Source organism: Streptomyces sp. NPDC006872 (assembly GCF_040635845.1).
Classification (GTDB): Bacteria; Actinomycetota; Actinomycetes; order Streptomycetales; family Streptomycetaceae; genus Streptomyces.
In genome coordinates, this window is record NZ_JBEYIL010000013.1 from 148,722 (window position 1) to 167,923 (window position 19,202).

A 19,202-nucleotide genomic window follows, 5' to 3' on the forward strand; every position below is an offset into this window, starting at 1 on the left:
CCTCCCTCACACCACCGGCCCGCCCCAGAGGGCCGGGCCACACGGACACGCTGCCGGGCCGCAAGCCGCCGCCCGGGCAGAGGGGATCGCACCGATGAAGATTTTCCAGCCGATGCTGTTCGTCGGCCTGGGCGGCACGGGCGGCCTGGTAGGGGCCGAGCTCGAACGCCGTCTGCGCGCCGAACTGTGCGGGCCCGACGGCACCGCCCTCACCGGCGACGGCCGCCGGCTCCCGCACCAACTGCCCGACTGCGTCCAGTTCGTGTACGCCGACTACAGCGAGGCCGAACTCGCCAAACTGCCCCACCTCAGCGCCGACCCGGCGGTGCGGCAGGCCTACTCCCGCACCGCGCGCGCCACCCACGACCTGCTGCCCGCCGAGTTCGACAGCTCGCCCGAGGTCACCCAGATGCTCCGGGCCGTGCTCCGCACCGAGGTGGCCGGCTGGCTGCCGCCGGTGGACGACGAACCCAAGGTCACCCCGCTGCGCAGCGGCGCGGGACAGCTGCCCACGGTGGGCCGCGCCGCGCTGTTCGCCACCCTGCGCGACGGCCCGGCGCCGGTGCTCGACCCGCTGCGCCGGGCGATCGACGCGATCGGCCTGTCCGGCGGCGAACTCAGCGAGCTGGGCGGCGGACCCCTCAACGGCTGCGACGTCTTCGTCGCGTTCTCCGTGGCGGGCGGCACCGGCGCCGGCATCTTCCTGGACTACCTGTATCTGATCGGGCAGGTCTTCAAGGAGAAGCGGCTGTCCGCCCGGGTGTACCCGCTGGTCGTCATGCCCAAGGCGTTCCCGCCGGGCAAGGGCGGCGGCCGCCGGGCCGAACTCAACGCCGCCCGGGCCGTGGTGGACCTGTCCCGGCTGGTGGACGAGCAGAACGTGCCGGACCCCAAGGCCAACCTGGGGGACACCGGCCGACCCGACCCGACGGCCATGCGCTACCCGCAGATGCACCCGGTGCGGCTGCGCACCGGCACCGTCCCGACGGCGTTCCTGTTCAGCCCCACCGCGGGCATCCGCCCCGACGACCTGCGCCGTTCCATGGTCTCCCTGGTGATGTCGCTGATCGGCACCGACCTGGGCGACTCGGCCAGAGGTACCGACCACGACGACCAGACGTTCTCCTCCAACTTCATCAACGCCGAGGTGGACCGCCGCACCCGCTCCGCCACCGGCATCGGCCACCGGGGCATCTCCACCAGCCTGGTCGCCGCCATGACCTCCCCGCTCGACGAACTCGCCGAACTGGTCGCGGCCCGGATGCTCGCCCTGGCCGTCCGCCGGCTCACCGACACCGCGTCCCACACCACCCTGGACGTCCGCGCCCTGGTGCAGGAGATGTTCACCGCCGCCGGCATCGCGCCCGTGTGGCGGCGGGAGGCGCTGCCCGTGCCCGACCCGGACCCGGTGCCCAAGGGGACCTCGGAGATCCAGCAGGCGCTGCGCGACCGGCTGGAGGAGATGCAGCGGCTCCTCGGCGACCTGGAGACCCGCCTCAAGCGGCAGGCGCCCGCGCTGGCGGACGCCTTCGTGCCGCGGGTGGCCGCCGAGCAACTGCTGCGCAAGGTCGACCTGTTGAGCCTGGAGGCGGTCGTCAAGGGCGTGCCCGGCCAGACCGGCGCCGTCGGCCTCGGCTTCCTCGGGATGCTGGAGAACCGCCGTCAGGAACCGGCCTGTCCGCCCGGCGTCGAGGTGCAGCCGCCGTCCGTGCCCCGCATCCACCGCCGGGCCGGCGGCCTGTCGCGGGCCCGCTGGGGCGACGAGGAGGTCCGCGCCGCCCTCGACGAGCAGGACCGCTGGTACGAGTGGCGGGCCAAGGACATCTGGCACCGCGCCTGGGACGAACAGGAACCGCGCTGGCGCCGCTCGGCGGAGGACCTCCGGCACGACATCGGCCAGCTCGCCGAGGCCTTCGGCAAACACCTGGAGGAGGAACCGCGGGCCTGGGCCGCCGGTCTGAAGGAGCTGTACGGCGACCGGGCCGGCGTCTCCTATCTGCTGCCCCCGCAGAACAGCCTGCGCGACTTCTACGAGGACCTGATCGACCGCCTCGTGGAGAGCGCCCAGGTCGGCCGCGGCGGCGACGAGGCCGACCTGCTGACCAATCTGGTCTCGGCCGACCGCTGGGAGGCCGCCTTCACCGCCGGCCGCCGCAACCCGGCCGCCGCCGTCTCGGAGGTCAAGACCGTCCTGCAGAAGCGGGTCGAGCAGCTGTTCGCCGAGCCCGGCGCCCAGCAGCGGGCCCAGCCCCTGCTGCCCAGCATGGGCACGCTCCTGTCCGCGGCCGTGGGCGACGGCCAGGCCGCGCGCAGCGTCAGCAAGCCCGCGCTGGAGCAGTTCACCTACAAACTGGCCGGCCTGCTCCCGGCCGGCTTCACCCCCGAGGGCAACGGCCCCCTGAAGATCCTCATCACCTACCCCAGCGCCCTCGGCGGCCGGACCGCGGTGGAGGACTACCTGGAGAAGGCCCTCCATCTGCCCAAGGGCCGCCGCAGCATCGTCTTCCGGCCCGTGGACACGGACTCGATCACGGTCGTGCTGTTCCGCAGCGAGATGAGCCTCACCGAGGTGCCCGGCGCCCGCGAGGTCATGCGGCAGTGGGCCCGCGCCCAGGAGGACCGCCGCGACGACGACGTCCTGCGCTGGCGCCAACGGCTCGGCTACCAGGACGACTGGCTGGCCTGCACCCCCGACGACCGCCGGCACATCCTCCAGCGGCTGCTGTGCGTCATCTGGAACGGCCGCGTCGACATCCAGGGCGATCCCGCGTCCCCGCAGCGCGTCACCCTGCGGCTGCACGACGAGATGGGCCCCGAGGCCCCCGGCCTCACCCTCCGGCTCGACGACCACCGCGACGGCGTGTCCAGCTGGGCGAGCCTGCTGCGCGCCTACGAGCGCTGGGCGCTGCTGGAGGAGGACGCCATCGTCGAGGACTACTGCCGGGTCCTGATGAACACCCTCCCCAGCAATCTCGGCACCTCCGGCAGCCGCCCGTCGCCCCTCTACCTCAAGCTGGTCCACGAAGTCGCGCCGCGCCAACTCCAGCTGCTGGCCGAGCGGGAGCGGATGTACGGCGGCCGGATCGCCGAATGGCTGCGCCCGCTGCGCGAGTTCTGGTCCCAGTCGCTGCCCGGCGCCCTCGACCTCGCGTTCCCCAACGAGGAGCGCGCCGTCCAGTCGACGCTGCGCGCGCTGGAGGAGTGGACCCGGATCGGCGGACCCCCCGGCGCCCCGCAGCCCCAGCCTCCGACCCCGCCCCGGCGCGAACGCCCCGGAGAGTCGCCGGCCGCCGGCCCGCCCGACCACACGGGTCCGCCGCCCGGCGGCGGGCCCGTGCCCACGCCCCCGGACCCGTGGCACCGCCCCGTCCCCGCCGAGACACCGGGCGGCGCGCCCCCCTGGCCCGGCGCGGCGAACGGCGACCCGTCCCGCCGGCCCGCGGCGGCGGCCGCGGACGGGCCGACGAACGGCGCGCCCTGGTGGCCCGCCGCGGCGGCGGGCCCGGCAGCCCAGGAACCGGGCCCGCTGCCGGGCGGCGCCCCGCACCGCCCCGGCGCCGCGCCCGGCGCCCCGGCCGAGGGAGCCCCGCCGCCCTGGCCCGGCCCCGAAGCCGCCCGCCAGGAGCGGCACGGCGGCCCCCTCGGGCCGACGCAGGTGCCCACTGCGGGCCGTACGGTCCCCGTCTCCGAGCAGCCCGTCGGCTACCCGCCCTACCCGGACCGCGCCCCCGCCGACCCGCCCTGGCCCGGCGCCGACCCCTCGACGCCCTGGGGGATCGCCGACAGCGACGGCCAGGACGAATGGAACGACGCGGGCGAGCACGATCCCTGGAAGGGAGACCCGCGGTGACCGACGTGAGGCCCGGCGACGGCGACGCCGACGGCGTCTGCGTACTCGACCTGCGGCCGCCGCCGGGCCGGCCCGCCGACCCGGCCGCCGCCCAGCGGACCGTGCAGGAACAGCTCGCCCGGGCCGGCCTCGGCGGGCCCGGACCGCTGCGCCTGCTGATCCTGGACACCGCCGTCGGCCTGACCGCCCACACGGCCGCCTACGAACGCGTCATGGGCTACCCGGCCCCGTCGGCGCCGCAGGTGCTGTGCGTCGCAGTCGGCGACGTGCCCCCCGCCGCGGCCGAACCGGGCGGCGCGACCGATACGCCCGGGGCGGGCCGCCGACTGCGGCTGCCCACCGTGCTCGGCACGGCCGGCGCCGCCGTCCTGTGGGTCTCCGACCCGAGCTGCCGAGTGCAGGAGCCGGACCGACGCCCCGTCGCACGCCGGACCGCCGAGAGCGAGGCGGCCGTCGCCCTGCTGGTGGAACTGCTGCGCCCGCCCGAGCTGTTCGACGAGGTGCTGGACAAAGCCCTGCGCTGCCCCTCCGCCACCGCCGCGCTCTCCGCCCACGTCCTCGCCTACGACCTGCCCGCCGAGGCCCGCGACCGGGCCTGGCACGCGGCCCTGGCCCGGTTCGCCGGCGATCCGGCCGCACAGGCCACCGCCGTCGAGGCCGCCCCCGCACCCGAGGACCTGCCCAGGGCCCTCGCCGACCTGCTGCCGGACGGCGCCGCCGCCCCCGTGGAGCGGATGCTGCGCCCCGACGGGCCGGTCGCCGCGGAACGCGACGCCTGCGTCCGGGCCATGGACGCCGCCGACACGGCCTGGTCGGACCTCGCCCGGCCGCTCGCGCTGCTCACCGGCAAGGCCGCCGCGCAGGCCCTGCCCCGGGCCGTCGAGGACGCCTCCCGCGGCCTGCGCTGCTACCGCGACGTCGTCGCCCGCGTCCTGCGCGAGAGCGGGGCGCCCGGCATCCCGCCCGCCGAGTCCGCGGCCCTGCTCGACCGGCTGGGGGTCACCCCGCCGGCCGGCGCGCGCTCCACGGCGCGGCCCGAGCGGGCCGCCGAGGAGGAACTCGGCGCGTTCGCCGTCGGCCTGCTCTCCCGGGGCCTGGCCCTGCACACGGTGGCCGGCCGGCTCACCTCGCTGTCCGAACAGGTCGCCACGGTGCCGGCCGCCGGCCTGGCCGCCCGCCTCGACCGGCGCTGCCCGACCGAGCTGCCCGGCCGGGTCAGCGTCTCCCACCCCTTCGGCTTCGCCTCCGCCGGACTCGGGCGGCTCGCCGGTCTCATGGCGCTCATCGCCCTGGCCGGGCTGGGCCGTTGGCCGGGCATCCTGCTGGCCGTGGCACCGGTCCTGGTGCTGCTGGCGGGCGGCGCGCTGGCCGCCGGCCGCCGCCCCGCCCCGGCCGTGCGCGGCCCGATCCGCCACGCCGCCGGACCCCGCGCACTGGCGGTCGTTCTCGGCGCCGCCGGCGGGTTCCTCCTCGGGCGGCTGCTGGAACCGCCCCTGTGGATCGGGGCGATCGGCGCGGCGGTGGCCGCCTCGGCCTGTCTGCTGATGGTCTGCTCCGACTGGGTGCGGGCCGTGGACGAATGGTGCGAGGGCACCGGCCTCGCCGTGCTGCACCAGGGCCTGCACGGTGTCGACGCCGTCCTGGCCGACGCGATGCGCCGCCAGTGGTGGGCCGCCGACGAACGCACCCGGTGCGCCGACTCCGCCCGCGCCCTCGCGGTCGTCCTGCGCCGCAGCGCCGCCGAAGCGCACGGCAGCCGGACCGCGCACCCCCCGACCGTCCCCGGACAGTCGGCCGCCGACGCGTATCCGCCCCAGGACGGCCCCGCCCACGCGGGCCGGACCGGCGACGGCTGGCCCGCCGACACCTGGTCGGACGAGGACTGGTCCGAGGACCCCTGGAGCGAGCGCCCCGCCGACCAAGGCCCCTGGGACGACGTGCCCCGGCGCAGACACCCCGCCTTCGACATGCCACCGCCCTCGCACCAGCCGCCGGAAGCCGACGCCGACGACTGTCCCACGTCCCCCGACGCACCGCGCTGGCTGGTGCACACCACCGCCGACGGCGGCCCCGAACTGCTGTCGACGCTGGTGGCCGACCTCGCGGACGCCACCGTCGACGCCCTCCGCCGGTTCTGGGGCGCCGCCGGACCGGCCTCGACCGCGCACCGGCCCGCCGACACCCTCGCGGAGGCCGTCCGCGACGGATTCGGCACCGCCCGCCGCCACCTCGAACGCTGCGGGGTGATGGCCGTGCCCCCCTTCGCCCGGCACGGCCGCCGCCGCGGCGACGCCATGGCCCTGCTCGGCAGCGGCCTGCGGCCCCTGCGGGACGCGCTGACCCCCGAGGCCGCCGACCGGCTGCGCTCACTGTGCTCGACGGCCCAACTGCCGCTGCTCAGCCGGGACCCGACGGCCATGCACCTCATCCGCTTCGCACCGCGGGCGGTACGCACCGCGCTGGGCACCGCCCCGGCGCCCGCGCCCGACGACGCCGTCTGGATGTCGTCCGGTCGCTTCGTCGGCGCGATCAGACTGACCGCCCTGCGCCCGGGGGCGGTCGAGACGGTACGGATCCGTGTGCGGGCCGCGGACGACGACAAGGCGGACAGCCGGATGTCGCACGGCGACAGTGGGGGAGCCTCATGGTGAACGACGACAACGCCCGAGCCGGCGGCGAGTTCGAGGAGCTGAGCATGATCTCCCCGCAGGGCGCCCCGCTGCGGGTCAAGGCCCGCTTCGGACCCGACCTGCCGCGCCTGGTCCGCCCGCCCGCCGTCGGCCGCCGAGTGCAGTTCGAGGACGACCGGGCCGGCCTCCAGGTGCGGCTGCCCGAGGCCGAGTCGGGCAACGAGACGGCGCAGACCGCCATCGAGGCGGAGACCGCAGCCGTCCTGACCGTGCACCGCGCCTACTCCGGAACCCGCTACAGCGGCCTCTTCCCGGTACCGATCGGCTACGACATCAACGCCGCCGAACCCTTCATCGTCTACGCGGCCCCCCGCGGCCGCTCGGTCGCCGCCCTCGCCCAGGGCGTCTCCACCAGCCAGCAGCGCGTCATCGAGCGCGATCTCGTCCTCGCCGTACGGCTCATGGAGGCCGTGGGACTGGTCCACCAGGGCCTCGTCCCGGCCGCCGTGCGCTGGGACGACCACGGCATCCAGCTCTGGGACCTCGGCTCCGTCACCCACCTCGGCCGCCCCCGCAGGCCGTACGGCATCCCGCCCTACGCCGCCCCCGAACAGCGGCACGGCGAGGGCCTGACCGACGCCCGCGACGCCCTGTGGAGCGTGGGGCAGATCATGCACCAACTGGTCACCGGACGCCCCGGACATCCCGACGGCCCCTCCGCCGACCTCCCCGCACACCCCTCCCTCGCCCAGACCCTCGCCCCGGTCTTCGCGCCCCGCGCCACCGACCGGCCGCTGCCCGGAACGCTGCTGCAACTCCTCATGCCCGGCGCCGGAGCCGACTTCCCCGCCGCCGCCCAGCCCGACCCGCTCGACCCCTACCGGCGCGACTTCGACGCCGCGATGCGCCGCAAACGCTCCTCCCTGCGCCGCGCCCCGCTCCCACCACCGCCGTCCGCACCGCCCCCGGCGCAGCCCTGGTACGGCGAACCCCGGCCGCCCGCCGACACCGGCGAGGCGACGAGCACCTGGCTCTACGGCGGCAGCACCGTCCACGATCCCGAGACCGCCGGCACCGAGAGGGGTGGCTACCGATGAGCCCGTTCACCGCCGGCGCGACCGGCCCCGACATGCTCTGCCCCTACTGCCTGGAGGTCGTCTCCTACGACGACCGCCATCTGTTCGTCCGCGACGAGCGCCAGCAGTACCAGACCCTCGACCTGAGCGGCCAGACCAGCCCGCTGCGCCGGGCCGACACCCTGCGCTCCGCCTACCAGCGCTGCCGCAACACCGACGGCGTCACCCCGCACTACATCCCCGTCCCCTACCTCACCAACGGCAGCCCGCTCACCGTCGCCATGGTCGGCGACTCCGCGACCGGCAAGACCCACCTCCTCACCCAGATGATCGGCGAGATCACCGACGGCGGCCTGGAGCCCTACGGCATCACCTGGCAGTCCGTGAACCCGCAGGACCACCGCGAGTTCATGGAGGAACAGGTCGACGTGCTGCGCTCGGGCCGGATGCTGGAGCACACCCCGCAGCTGGAGACCTCCGCCACCTTCGAGGAGGCCCTGCTGCTCACCGGCGCCGACGGCAGAACCCGTCCGCTCGCCTTCTTCGACCTCAGCGGCGAGGACCTGCGGCGCACCGACGCCCTGCTGCGCTTCATGCTCGGCGTGGACGCGCTGATCTTCGTCGTCGATCCGCTGCGCGCCCTGCCGCACGCCCAACTCGACCCCCTGCGCGGCGCGTTCCGCTACACCCGCGGCGGCGACCCGGCCTTCCAGACCGTCCTGGACCGGCTGCCCCGCAACGGCACGTATCTCGGGGTCGCCGCGGCCGTGGTGATCAACAAGTGCGATCTGCTGCGCTTCGAACCGCCGGTCGACCGCTGGCTGTCCCGACCGGCCATGCCCCAGGTCTCCGCCGCCGGCTTCCGCGCCGAGAGCTGCGACGCCTACGCGTTCCTGCGGCACTACGCGGGACCCGCCTGGGTCCGGCCGTTCGACACCGTGCTGCGCTGCACCCTGCACTTCGCCTCCGCGACCGGCAGCCAGTACCGCGACGACCGCTTCGTGCACGGGGTCCGTCCGCGCCGGGTCCTCGAACCGCTGGTCTCCGTGCTCTCGATGTGCGGCATGATCGCCGACACCGGCGCCGACGGTCCCGCCGAGGTGGGGATGTGAGCGACGGGATCGGCGTGGTCGACCAGATGGTGTTCCGGTGGGCGGGCAACCGGGGCGCCACGCGCGGCGCCGGCATCACCGCGGTCGCCTACTCCTGCGACGAACGCACCGCACGCGACCTCGTGGAACAGCGCGGCTCGGTGCTGCGGGTGAAGGGCGGCGGCGGGCGCACCAGCGTGGTGCGGCTGATCCACGGCGACCGGGCGGTCCTGCTGCGCAGGATGCCGGACACGGACGGCATCAGCCGCGACAACACCGTGTGCCACGCCCTCATGGCGCCGGCCGCCACCCTGACGGCCCGCCTCTGCCTGGCCCTCGGCTCCGGGCCGTGGAAGGAGGACGGCTGGCTCGACGAGGCCCGGGGCACGATCCCGCGCATGGACCTCAAGGCCGTCCAGGAGCTGGCGGACAAGCGGCAGGGCCCCCTGAAGGACGGCGTCCTGTTCATCCAGGAACCGCTGGTCCGTCTGGTCGCCGAGCTCCTACGGACCCCGGCCGGTCGTGTGTCGGCCCTCGTCGGCGAACTGGAGTCGGCCGCCGAAGCCGCCCGCGGCGAGCGCGCCGACACCGACGAAGCGCCCCCCGACCCCGCGCTGTCGGCCCTGTGGGCCCTGTGCGACATCTTCGGCAACTGGCTGGGCAACGACGGCTGGACGTACGCCACCTACGACACCTCGGACGCCCATCCGCACCGCGTGGTCTTCGTCCCGGACTGGCGCCGCTCCCACACCCAGGACAACGACCTGCGCCGCATCAAGCTCACCGACCCCGGCCGGGACCGCGCGGTCGACCTCGCGGACATGCTGGTCACCCACTACCGCAACTGGCTCACCACCCGCTCCCAGGACGAGTACCGACGCCCCCTGCAACGCGTCCCCGACGCGGCGTCCCTCCCGGAGGAGGACCGCTACGACGTCATCGACGGCGCCCTGACGGGCCGACTCCGCCACCCCCGCCTCCACCCCCGCCCACCGGCCCCGCAGGCGGTTGCCCCCGCCATTGCACCTGCTCCACCCGCCGCACCTGCTCCATTTGCCGCACCTGTTGAACCCGCTGCCCCCCGGCCCGAACCGGAGACCAGGCTCGACTCCCCCCACCGGGAGAACGGCGGCCCGCATGACCCCGAACCGGCCCCGAGACCCGATCCGCGCACGGACGACTGGCCCGCCGTGCCCTCTGCGGCCCTGCCCCCGATCGCCCTGCCCTCGGTCGCCGGGCCCGCTGCGGCCCTGCCTTCGGTCGCCCCGCCCTCGGCCGACGTCGGACCGACGGCGGCCGAGGCCGCACCGGTGCCGCCCGCGCCCGCCATGCCGACGACCGCCCCGCAGCTCCCGGAGGTCCCGCCCAGGCCCGAACGCCCGCCTGTCCTGGGCATCGCGGATCCGTACCGTCAGGAGGCGCTGCGACGCCCGCCGCACGAGCGCGACGCGATCCTGCGGGAGGCCGCGGACACCCCCTTCCTGCACGCCGTCTCGCAGCCGAGGATCCGCAAGCGCCGCAAGCCGGGGCCACCGATGGAGCAACGGGGCCGTGACGAACTCGTCAGAGCGCTGTGCCATCCGCACGGCCCGCACGCCGGTGACCTGCGCAACTCACTGAGGTACCGGCTCCTGAACGAGGCGTCGGTGACCGACCTCGTCCACATCCTGGCCGAGCGACTGAACTGTCAGGCCCAGAACCTCGTCCTCGGCACCCTCGCGGAGCGCGAGTACACCGACGAGGAGATGGGCGAGCTGTGCCGGGGCCTGCTGTACGAGCGGCTGCTGCTGCGGTCCCGGCCCAGGGACGCCGACCCCGACGTCGAGATCCATCTGGAGGCCCGGGCCCTTCACGTGGCCGCCTGGCTGCTGCACTGGCTGGTGGCGCCCAGGGCCCCACGGCATCTGCCCGCGCTGGAGAACTTCCTCGCCCACCTGGCGGCGTCGGAGGAGTTCGTCGACCGCCAGCTCCTGGAGGACATCCTGGTCCGGGAGTGGCCCGCCGGAGTGCCCGACCTGCCCAACACCGCGCTGCGGGTGGCCGTGCGACGGCTGTACGAGCGCCACGATCTGTGGGTCCTCGGCCCCGAGCGGCCGGTCTGAGCGGGTCTGAGAGGGTGTCCGAGGGGTCCACTTCTTCTGCACACCGGGTTCCTACGCTCGGCGTGGCATCGTCCACCCGACACAGGGAGTCTCGTCCGTGACACTCGTCATCGCCGCCGCAGCACCGTTCCACGGCCATGTCCAGCCGGTCCTCACCGTGACCGCCGACCTGGTGCGGCGCGGGCACGAGGTCGTCGTGCTGACCGGGGGCCGGTTCGCCGAGGACGTACGGGCCGTCGGCGCCCTTCATGTGGCGTTGCCGCCCGAGGCGGACTTCGACGACCGCAAGCTGGACCTGTACTTCCCCGAGCGCGCCGCTCTCCCGCCGGGCCCGGCGCAGCTGTCGTACGACCTGAAGCACATCTTCGGCGACCCGACCGCCGCCCAGTACCGCGCGCTCACGACCCTGCTGGCCCGCCGGTTCCCGGCGTCCGTCGTGATCGGCGACCCGTACTTCTGGGGGGCCACGGCGCTCTCCCTGTCCGCCGCGCCCGGGCATCGGCCGGTCACCGTCAGCCTCGGCATCACCCTGCCGACCCTGCTCAGCGAGGACGCGCCCCCCATCGGGTTCGGGCTGCCGCCGCTGGTGGGGGAGGACGCGAAGAAGCGGCACCGAGAGATGAACGACCAGGTCAGGGAGGTCTTCGCCGACACCCAGCGGCATATCGAGGAGAACTTCGGAGAGAGCGGCGTCGAGCTGCCGGGCTTCTTCCTCGACACGTTGGTCACCGCGCCGGACCACTACCTCCAGCTGACCGTCCCGGGCTTCGAGTATCCGCGCGCCGACCTGCCGCGCTCGTTCCGGTTCGTCGGACCGCTGCCCGCCACGCCGCCTCGGCCGCAGCCGCTCCCGGACTGGTGGGGGGAAGTGGAGTCGGCGCGCCGGCCGGTCGTCGTCGTCACCCAGGGGTCGTTCGACAACCGCGACCTCGGGCGGCTGGTGCGGCCCGCGGTCGACGCGCTGGCCGGTGAGGACGTCCTCGTCGTCGCCGCCACGGGACGCGCGGACGGGCCCGCCGAGATCCGTGCGGCGGGGCCCGTGCCGGCGAACGCCCGCATCGGCGGATACGTCCCCCTGGACGCGCTCCTGCCGTATGCCTCGGTGCTGGTCACCAACGGCGGGTACGGCGGTGTGCACGAGGCCCTGCGGCACGGGGTACCGCTCGTCGTCGGCGGGGACGGGGAGGACAAGCCGGAGGTGGCGGCCCGGGTCGAGTGGAGCGGGGCCGGGCGCGATCTGCGGACCGGCCGGCCGTCGCCCGAAGCCGTGCGGGACGCCGTGCGGACCGTGCTGGCCGAGCCTGGACACCGCAGGCGGGCGGCCGAGTTGCAGGGGGAGTTCGAGCGCCATGACGCGCTCGCGGCCATCGCCGAGGTGGTCGAATGGGCGTAGGCGTAGGCGTAGGGCTGGGGGTAGGCGTTGTCGCGCCGCGCCCGGAATGTCCTGCCCCGTGAGAGCCGGCCCCGCCGCTGCCTAGCATGAGCCCCCGCTGGCTGACGGGTGCGGAGGGGTTCATGTCGCCGATGCCGTTGAGGTTCACGGTCCTCGGGGAAGTGCGGGTCTGGCGGGGCGGGGCGGAGGTGGATCCGGGCCCGCCGCTGCGCCGTACGCTTCTGGCGCTGCTGCTGGCCAGGGCCGGTTCCCCGGTTCCGCTGCCGGAGATCGTCGAGGCGCTGTGGGCGGACCCGCCCCCGGCTCGCGCGGTGAACATGGTGCACCGTCATGTCGGGGAACTCCGACGGCTGTTGGAGCCCGGACTGCCCAACCGGGCCGAAGGCAGCCTGCTGTTGCGCGGTGCAGGCGGCTACCGGCTGCTCGCGCCGCCCGACTCCGTGGACCTGCTGATCCTCCGTCAACTGGTGCACACCGCAAGGGAGTCACTGCGGCGCGGTGATCCGGAGCAGGCCGTCGAGGTGCTCGCGGACGCGCTCGCGCTGCGCCGCGGCCCGGCCGCCGGCTGCCCGGCCCAGGCTCCCCCGCATCCCGTCTTCAGGGAACTGGACCGCGAGTACGACGCCGTCGTGCGCGAGGCGGCCGACGCGGCGCTCGGCTGTGGCCGGGCGGACCGCGTCCTGCCCGCGCTGTCCGGGAGCGCGGCTCGGCACCCGCTCGACGAGGGACTTCAGGCCCTGCTCGTCCGCGCCCTCACGGCGACCGGCCGCCGGGCCCGGGCGCTGGAGGTGTTCCGAGCCACGGCCGCCCGGCTCACCGACGAGCTGAGCGTCGACCCCGGGCCCGAGCTGATCGCCGCCGGCCGTCGGGCGGCCGCCCCGGAACCGCAGGCCCAGGGAGCGCAGGCCCAGGGAGCGCAGGGCGACACGGAGCCCGACGCCGTTCCCCCGTACCGGCCCGCCGCCCCGGCCGGTACGGCCGCCCTGCCCTTCCCGCCCGCCCAACTCCCGCCCGGCATCCCGGTCTTCGCCGGCCGGAACGCCGAACTGGAGCGGCTGCGCGCCCTGCTCGCCGACCCCGGCGCACCCGCACCCGCACCCGCCACCGCACCCGTCGGCGTGATCGGCGTCGTCGGCGGACCCGCCGGCGTGGGCAAGACCGCTCTCGCCGTACGCCTGGCCCACGAGGTGGCCGACCGGTTTCCCGACGGACAGCTGTACGTCAACCTGCGCGGCTTCGACCCGACCGCACCGCCCCTGAGCCCACAGACCGCCCTACGGGGCTTCCTGGACGCCCTCGGCGTACCGGCCGCGCGCATACCCGACGGGCTCGACGCCCAGGCCGCCCTGTACCGCGCTCTGCTGGCGGGCCGCAGACTGCTGGTGCTGCTCGACAACGCCCGGGACGCCGCTCAGGTCCGGCCGCTGCTTCCCGGCGCGCCCGGCTGCCCGGTGCTCGTCACCAGCCGCGACCGGCTCACCGGCCTGGTCTCCGCCGACGGCGCCCGTCCGCTCACCCTGGACGTGCTCACACCGGCCGAGGCCCGTTCGGCGCTGGCCCTGCGGCTCGGCGCCGCCCGGGTGTCCGCCGAGCCCCGGGCGGTGCGCGAGATCGTCTCGCTCACCGCGGGGCTGCCCCTCGCCCTGGCCATGGTCGCCGCCCGCGCCGCCACCTTTCCCGCCTTCGCGCTGGAGACCCTGGCCGAGCAGCTGCGGGCCGCGCACGGCGGCCTGGAGGCGTTCCGCGACTCCGACCCCGCGACCGACGTGGAGGCGGTGTTCTCGTGGTCCTACGAGGCGCTCGGGGTCGCCGCGGCCCGGCTCTTCCGGCTGCTCGGACTGCATCCCGGGCCCGAGTTCACCGTGCCCACGGCGGCCGCCCTCGCGGGCGAGCCGGTCGCCGGGGCGCGGGTCCTGCTCGCCGAACTCGCCGACGCCCATCTGCTCGCCGAGCGCTCGCCCGGCCGGTACGCCTGCCACGACCTGCTGCGCGCGTACGCCACCGAGCTCGTCCACGCCACCGAGAGCGCGGGCGAACGACGAGCCGCCGTCCGCCGGCTGCTCGACCACTGTCTGCATACCGCCCACGCCGCCGCGCTCCTCTTCGACGCCCCGACGTCCGTGATCACCCCCGTCGCGCCCGCCGAGCCGGCCCTGCCGTCCGTACGACCGCAGCCGCTCGCCGACGAGAGCGCCGCCCTGGCCTGGCTCACCTCCGAGCGGCCGGTCCTCCTCGGCGCCCTCCGACTGGCCGTGGACCACGGACTCGACGCCCATGTCTGGCAGTTCGCCTGGACCCTGGAGCGCTTCCACGAACGCTGCTGCCACTGGCCGGAGTACCTCGCCCTGCAACGCACCGCCCTGGCGGCCGCCCGGCGCCTCGACGACCCCGTCGCCCTCGCCCAGACCCACCGCGCGCTCGGCCGCGCCTGCATGATGCTGCGGCTCGAGGACGAGGCCCTCGACCATCTGCGGGCCTCGCTCGACGACTCGGCCCGGGACGTCAACCAGCGGGCCCAGTCCCATCTCGCCCTGTGGGCCCTGCGGACCCGCCAGGGCCGGCACGCCGAAGCCCTCGACGAACTCGCGCCCGCCCTCGGCCTGTACGAGGCGTCGGGCCTGCGCAGGGGACAGGCCGACGTCCTCGTCGCGACGGCCTGGGGACAGGCCTGCCTGGGCGACGGCCGACGCGCGCTCACCCTCGCGCACCGCGCTCTCGCCCTGTTCCAGGAACTCGGCATCCGTCTCGCCGAGGGATACACCTGGGACGCCCTCGGCCACGTCCACGGCCAACTCGGCCGGCACCAGCGGTCGGTGACCTGTTACCAGCGCGCACTCGCCCTGTTCCGGGAGGTCGGCGACCTCTACAACGAGGCCTGCGTACTCGACCGGCTCGGCGACGCCCGGCTCGCGGCCGGCCGGCCCGGGGACGCGCTCGGCGCCTGGCAGCGCGCCCGCGACGCCTTCCAGGACTTCGATCCCGTCGCGGCGGCCGAGGTGCGGCGGAAGATCGAGCGCCATCAGCCCCCGCCCCCGTCTGCCGCCCTGGTCACAGCCCCGTTCACAAGCCAGGCACACTTCGTCCACTGCGCCCTGCCTACGCTCCCGCCACCTCCGAGCGGCCAGGAGAGTCCATGAGCCGCCGAGGAGCAAGGAGCACTTTTCAGTGACGTACAACATGATCAACGGCAACCGGCTGTTCCACACCGACGAGGGGCCCGCCGCGGACCGCGCGGGCGAGACGGTGCTGCTCGTGCACGGCGCGACCTGTGACTCGCACGACTGGTCGGCGCAGATCGGGGCGTTCTCCGCGAGGCACCGGGTGATCGCGCCGGACCTGCGCGGCCACGGCCGGTCCTCCGGGCTGACGGGCGGACAGCGCCCCCGCGACTTCGCGTCCGACCTGGCGGAGCTGCTGGACGGCGTCGACGCCGGGCCGGTGGTCGTCGTGGGGCACTCGCTGGGCGCGCTCGTCGCCTCGGTCCTCGCGGTCGAGTATCCGTCCCTCGTGCGGGCCGTGGTCGCGGTGGACCCCGCGTACGGATTCGAGGCGGAGTTCGCGCCGCAGCTCGCCGCCGCCTTCCGGGTCCCGGACCCCGTCGGGACCGCCGCGGCGGTCCTCGGCGGACTGGAGAACACCGCCGAGGCCGGACCCGAGGCGGAGGCCCTGCGGGTCCAGCACCGCAGGCGGGTCCTGGCCATGGACCCGATGACCGTACGGGACGTCTTCCACGGCCTGTTCGACGAGGCGGCCACCCCGCTGACCGTGCGACCGGGCGTCGAGGCGTACCTGTCGCGCCGCACCTGCCCGGTGCTGTCGCTCTCGGCCGCCGACTCCCTCAAGGCCAAGGGGATCGACGGGGACTGGGAGGAGGCCCTCACCCGGCACCCGCACAGCGCGTCCGTGGTGCTCGAAGGGGTCGGCCACTGGCTGTTCCAGGAGCGGCCGGCCGAGTTCAACGCGCTGGTACTGGGCTGGATCGACGGGCTGCCGACCGCCTGAGCGAAGGCGGGCGGCACACGGGGACGACGTACACACAGGGCATACAGGGACAACGGTGACGATGCGGTTCGCGGTCATGGGGCCGGTGCAGGTCTGGCAGGGCGACGGGGAGATACGGCTGGGGGCGGCCCAGCAACGCCTCCTGCTGGCCCTGCTGATGGCGCACGCGGGGCGGCCCGTGCCCATGGAGGAGATGCAGCAGGCACTCTGGGGAGAGGCGCCGCCGGGCTCGCCCACGAACGCCGTGTACCGGCACATCGGAGTGCTGCGCCGGCTGCTGGAGCCGGGGCTGCCGCTGCGGGCCCCCGGCAGGTGGCTCGTCAGGGACGCGGGCGGCTACCGGCTGAACGCGTCGCCCGAGACCCTGGACGTACTGCGTTTCCGGGAGTTGACGCAGCGGGCGAGGGAGGCCGAGCGGGCGCGCGGCGGCCCGGAGGGCTCGGCCGAATCCGCCGTGCCGCTCTACGTCGAGGCACTGAGCCTGCGCACCGGGGCGGTCGCCACCGGCGTCCCGGTGGAGGCGCGGTCCCACCCCGCCTTCAACGCGCTGGAGCGCGAGCACCTCGCGGTGCTGAAGGAGGCAGCCGACGTGCTGCTGGCGGCGGGTTCGGCCGGACGCCTGCTCGCCGCCCTGCACCGCGCCGCCGCCGAACATCCGCTCGACGAACAGCTCCAGGCCCGCCTCGTGCGCGTCCTGGCGGCCACCGGGCAGCGGGCCGAGGCGCTCGACACCTGGCAGCGGATACGAGCCGGGCTCGTGGCCGAACTGGGCGTCGAGCCCGGCGCCGAACTGCGCGCCGCGCAACGGGACGTCCTGCGTGAGGGCACGCCCGCCCCCACGACGTCCGGGCGGCCGAAGCCCGTCGAGCCGTCCCCGCGGGGTCGCACCGCGGGCGCCCGGCTGTTCGTGGTGCCCGACGGGCCGGGGACGACGCAGCCGTCGCGCCGGCGCACGGCGGCCGCGGCGACCGAACCCCCCGATCCCTTCGTACGTCCCGCCCAACTCCCCGCCGACCTGCCCGCCTTCGCGGGCCGACGGGCCGAACTCGCCCGGGTGGCACAGACGTCGACGACCGAGACGCCGGGGATGCGGATCGCCGTGATCAGCGGGATGGGCGGAATCGGCAAGACCACGCTGGCGGTGCGCTGGGCGCACCGGATCGCCCACCGCTTCCCCGACGGACAGCTGTTCCTGAACCTGCGCGGCTTCGACCCGAGCGGCGCCGTGACGGATCCGGGGCAGGCCCTGCGCGGGTTCATCGAGGCCCTCGGAGTGCCCCCGCAGCGCATACCGGCCGAGCCGGACGCCCAGACCGGGCTCTACCGCAGTCTGCTGGCCGGGCGCCGGGTGCTGATCGTGCTCGACAACGCCCGGGACGCCGAACAGGTGCGCCCGCTGCTCCCGGGCAGCCCCGGCTGCCTGGTCGTCGTCACCAGCCGCGACCGCCTCCTCGGCCTGGTCACCGCCGAGGCCGCCCGCCCCCTGACCCTGGACCGGCTGCCGGACGCCGAGGCCCGCGAGTCCCTGACCCGCCGCCTCGGCGCCGACCGCGTCCAGGCCGAACCGGGCGCCGTCGACGAGATCGTCGCCCGGTGCGCCGGGCTCCCGCTGGCCCTGGCCGTCGTCGCCACCCGGGCCGCCGCCCACCCGGACTTCACGCTCGCTGCGATCGCCGACGAACTGCGCACGACCCACGGCAGCCTCGACGCGTTCACCGACGCGGACCCGGCCGGCGACGTACGGGCGGTGTTCTCCTGGTCGTACCGGGCGCTGAGCCCCGGCGCGGCACGGCTGCTGCGCCTGCTGTCCCTGCACCCGGGCCCGGACGCCACGCTGCCGGCCGCGGCGGCCGCCACCGGCGACGACCCGGACGAGGTCCGCCGGCTGCTGGCCGAGCTCACCCGGTCCCATCTGCTCACCGAGCACGCACCCGGCCGGTACGTCTGCCACGACCTGCTGCGCACCTACGCGACCGAACGCGCCGTCGAGCAGGACGGCGCGGACGAGCGGGAAGCCGTCGTGCGCCGTCTCCTCGACCACTACCTGCACTCCGCGCACGCCGCCGGCCACGTCTACTCGCCCTTCTGGCGGCTCGATCCGCTGCCCGCGGCCGCCCCCGGGGCGCGTCCCGAGTCCTTCGCCGACGACGCGCAGGCGCTGCGCTGGTACACGGCCGAGTCGCAGGTGCTGCGCGCCGTCGCCGAGCGGGCGACGGCGCGCGGGGACCACGCCCATGTCTGGGGCCTGGCCTGGGCCCTGGAGCGGTTCATGGACCGGCAGGGCCACTGGCACGACTCCGCCGCACTCCAGTGCGCCGGTCTGGAGGCGGCCGTCCGTGACGGCCACCGCACCGCACAGGCCCATCTGCACCGCGGCCTGGCCCGCGCCTCGGCCCGCCTGGAGCGCCACGACGAGGCCCGGACCCATGTCCGGCACTCCCTCGACCTGTTCGCCGAACTCGGCGACCGGCTCGGCCTCGCCCACGCCCACCGCAGCCACGGCTGGCTGCTCGACCGGCTCGGCGACCACGACGGAGCCCTCGACGCGGCCGGCCGGGCGCTCGACCTCTACCGGGCCCTCGACGAGGGGGTCGCGCAGACCAGCGCGCTGCACGCCCTCGGCCGGACCCACCTGTCGCGGGGCGAACACCGCAGGGCCGCCGCCTACTTCGAGGAGTCCCTGACCGGCCTCGCCGGACTCGACGGCACCCGGTACGCCGAGGCCGGCGCCTGGGACAGCCTCGGCATCGCCCGCCACCGCCTCGGCGAACACCCCCGGGCACTCGCCGCGTACCAGTGCGCGCTACGCCTCTACCGCGAGGTCGGCGACACGTTCAGCGAGGCCGGGACGCTGTGCCGGCTCGGCGACACCTACCTCGCCACCGGCGACTCCGGAGCGGCCCGGACGGTCTGGGAGCGCGCGCTGCGGTTCCTGGCCCGGACCGACCCGACGGCGGCCCGGGAGATCCGCACGAGGCTGGCCGCCCTCGGCGACGAGGTTCCCGCACCGCGGATCGCGGCCGTGTCCGCGGCGGCCGAGGTCTGATCCACCCGTTCC

General features: G+C 75.6%; 9 protein-coding genes. All 9 read left to right on the top strand.

Annotated elements, in window-relative coordinates; all coding sequences use genetic code 11:
* The first annotated feature begins 94 nt into the window (after positions 1-94).
* The 9 genes from ABZ725_RS34030 (at position 95) to ABZ725_RS34070 (ending at position 19,190) form a co-directional block, all read left to right on the top strand.
* Positions 95-3,850, top strand: a complete 3,756-nt coding sequence (locus tag ABZ725_RS34030) for a tubulin-like doman-containing protein (protein WP_358806332.1) — start codon at positions 95-97, stop codon at positions 3,848-3,850.
* Entirely contained in the window at positions 3,847-6,501 is a 2,655-nt protein-coding gene (locus ABZ725_RS34035) for a hypothetical protein (RefSeq protein ID WP_358806333.1), read from the top strand. Before ABZ725_RS34030 ends, ABZ725_RS34035 begins: the two co-directional genes overlap by 4 nt.
* The gene (locus ABZ725_RS34040; RefSeq protein WP_358806334.1) at positions 6,495-7,577 is read left to right on the top strand and encodes a hypothetical protein; all 1,083 of its coding nucleotides are present in this window, start codon (positions 6,495-6,497) and stop codon (positions 7,575-7,577) included. The genes ABZ725_RS34035 and ABZ725_RS34040 overlap by 7 nt, the downstream gene beginning before the upstream one ends.
* Positions 7,574-8,668, top strand: a complete 1,095-nt coding sequence (locus tag ABZ725_RS34045; protein ID WP_351919842.1) for a hypothetical protein — start codon at positions 7,574-7,576, stop codon at positions 8,666-8,668. Before ABZ725_RS34040 ends, ABZ725_RS34045 begins: the two co-directional genes overlap by 4 nt.
* Positions 8,665-10,749, top strand: coding sequence for a hypothetical protein (locus tag ABZ725_RS34050; protein WP_358806335.1), 2,085 nt, complete (start codon positions 8,665-8,667; stop codon positions 10,747-10,749). Before ABZ725_RS34045 ends, ABZ725_RS34050 begins: the two co-directional genes overlap by 4 nt.
* Positions 10,750-10,846: 97 nt before the next feature.
* Positions 10,847-12,142: a glycosyltransferase gene (locus ABZ725_RS34055; RefSeq protein WP_358806336.1), complete on the top strand. Its 1,296-nt coding sequence runs from the start codon at positions 10,847-10,849 to the stop codon at positions 12,140-12,142.
* Positions 12,143-12,228: 86 nt separating this feature from the next.
* Positions 12,229-15,279: a BTAD domain-containing putative transcriptional regulator gene (locus tag ABZ725_RS34060; RefSeq protein WP_358806337.1), complete on the top strand. Its 3,051-nt coding sequence runs from the start codon at positions 12,229-12,231 to the stop codon at positions 15,277-15,279.
* A gap of 28 nt (positions 15,280-15,307) precedes the next feature.
* Positions 15,308-16,144, top strand: a complete 837-nt coding sequence (locus ABZ725_RS34065; protein ID WP_358806338.1) for an alpha/beta hydrolase — start codon at positions 15,308-15,310, stop codon at positions 16,142-16,144.
* A gap of 61 nt (positions 16,145-16,205) precedes the next feature.
* The gene (locus tag ABZ725_RS34070) at positions 16,206-19,190 is read left to right on the top strand and encodes a BTAD domain-containing putative transcriptional regulator (protein WP_358806421.1); all 2,985 of its coding nucleotides are present in this window, start codon (positions 16,206-16,208) and stop codon (positions 19,188-19,190) included.
* Positions 19,191-19,202: the final 12 nt, after the last annotated feature.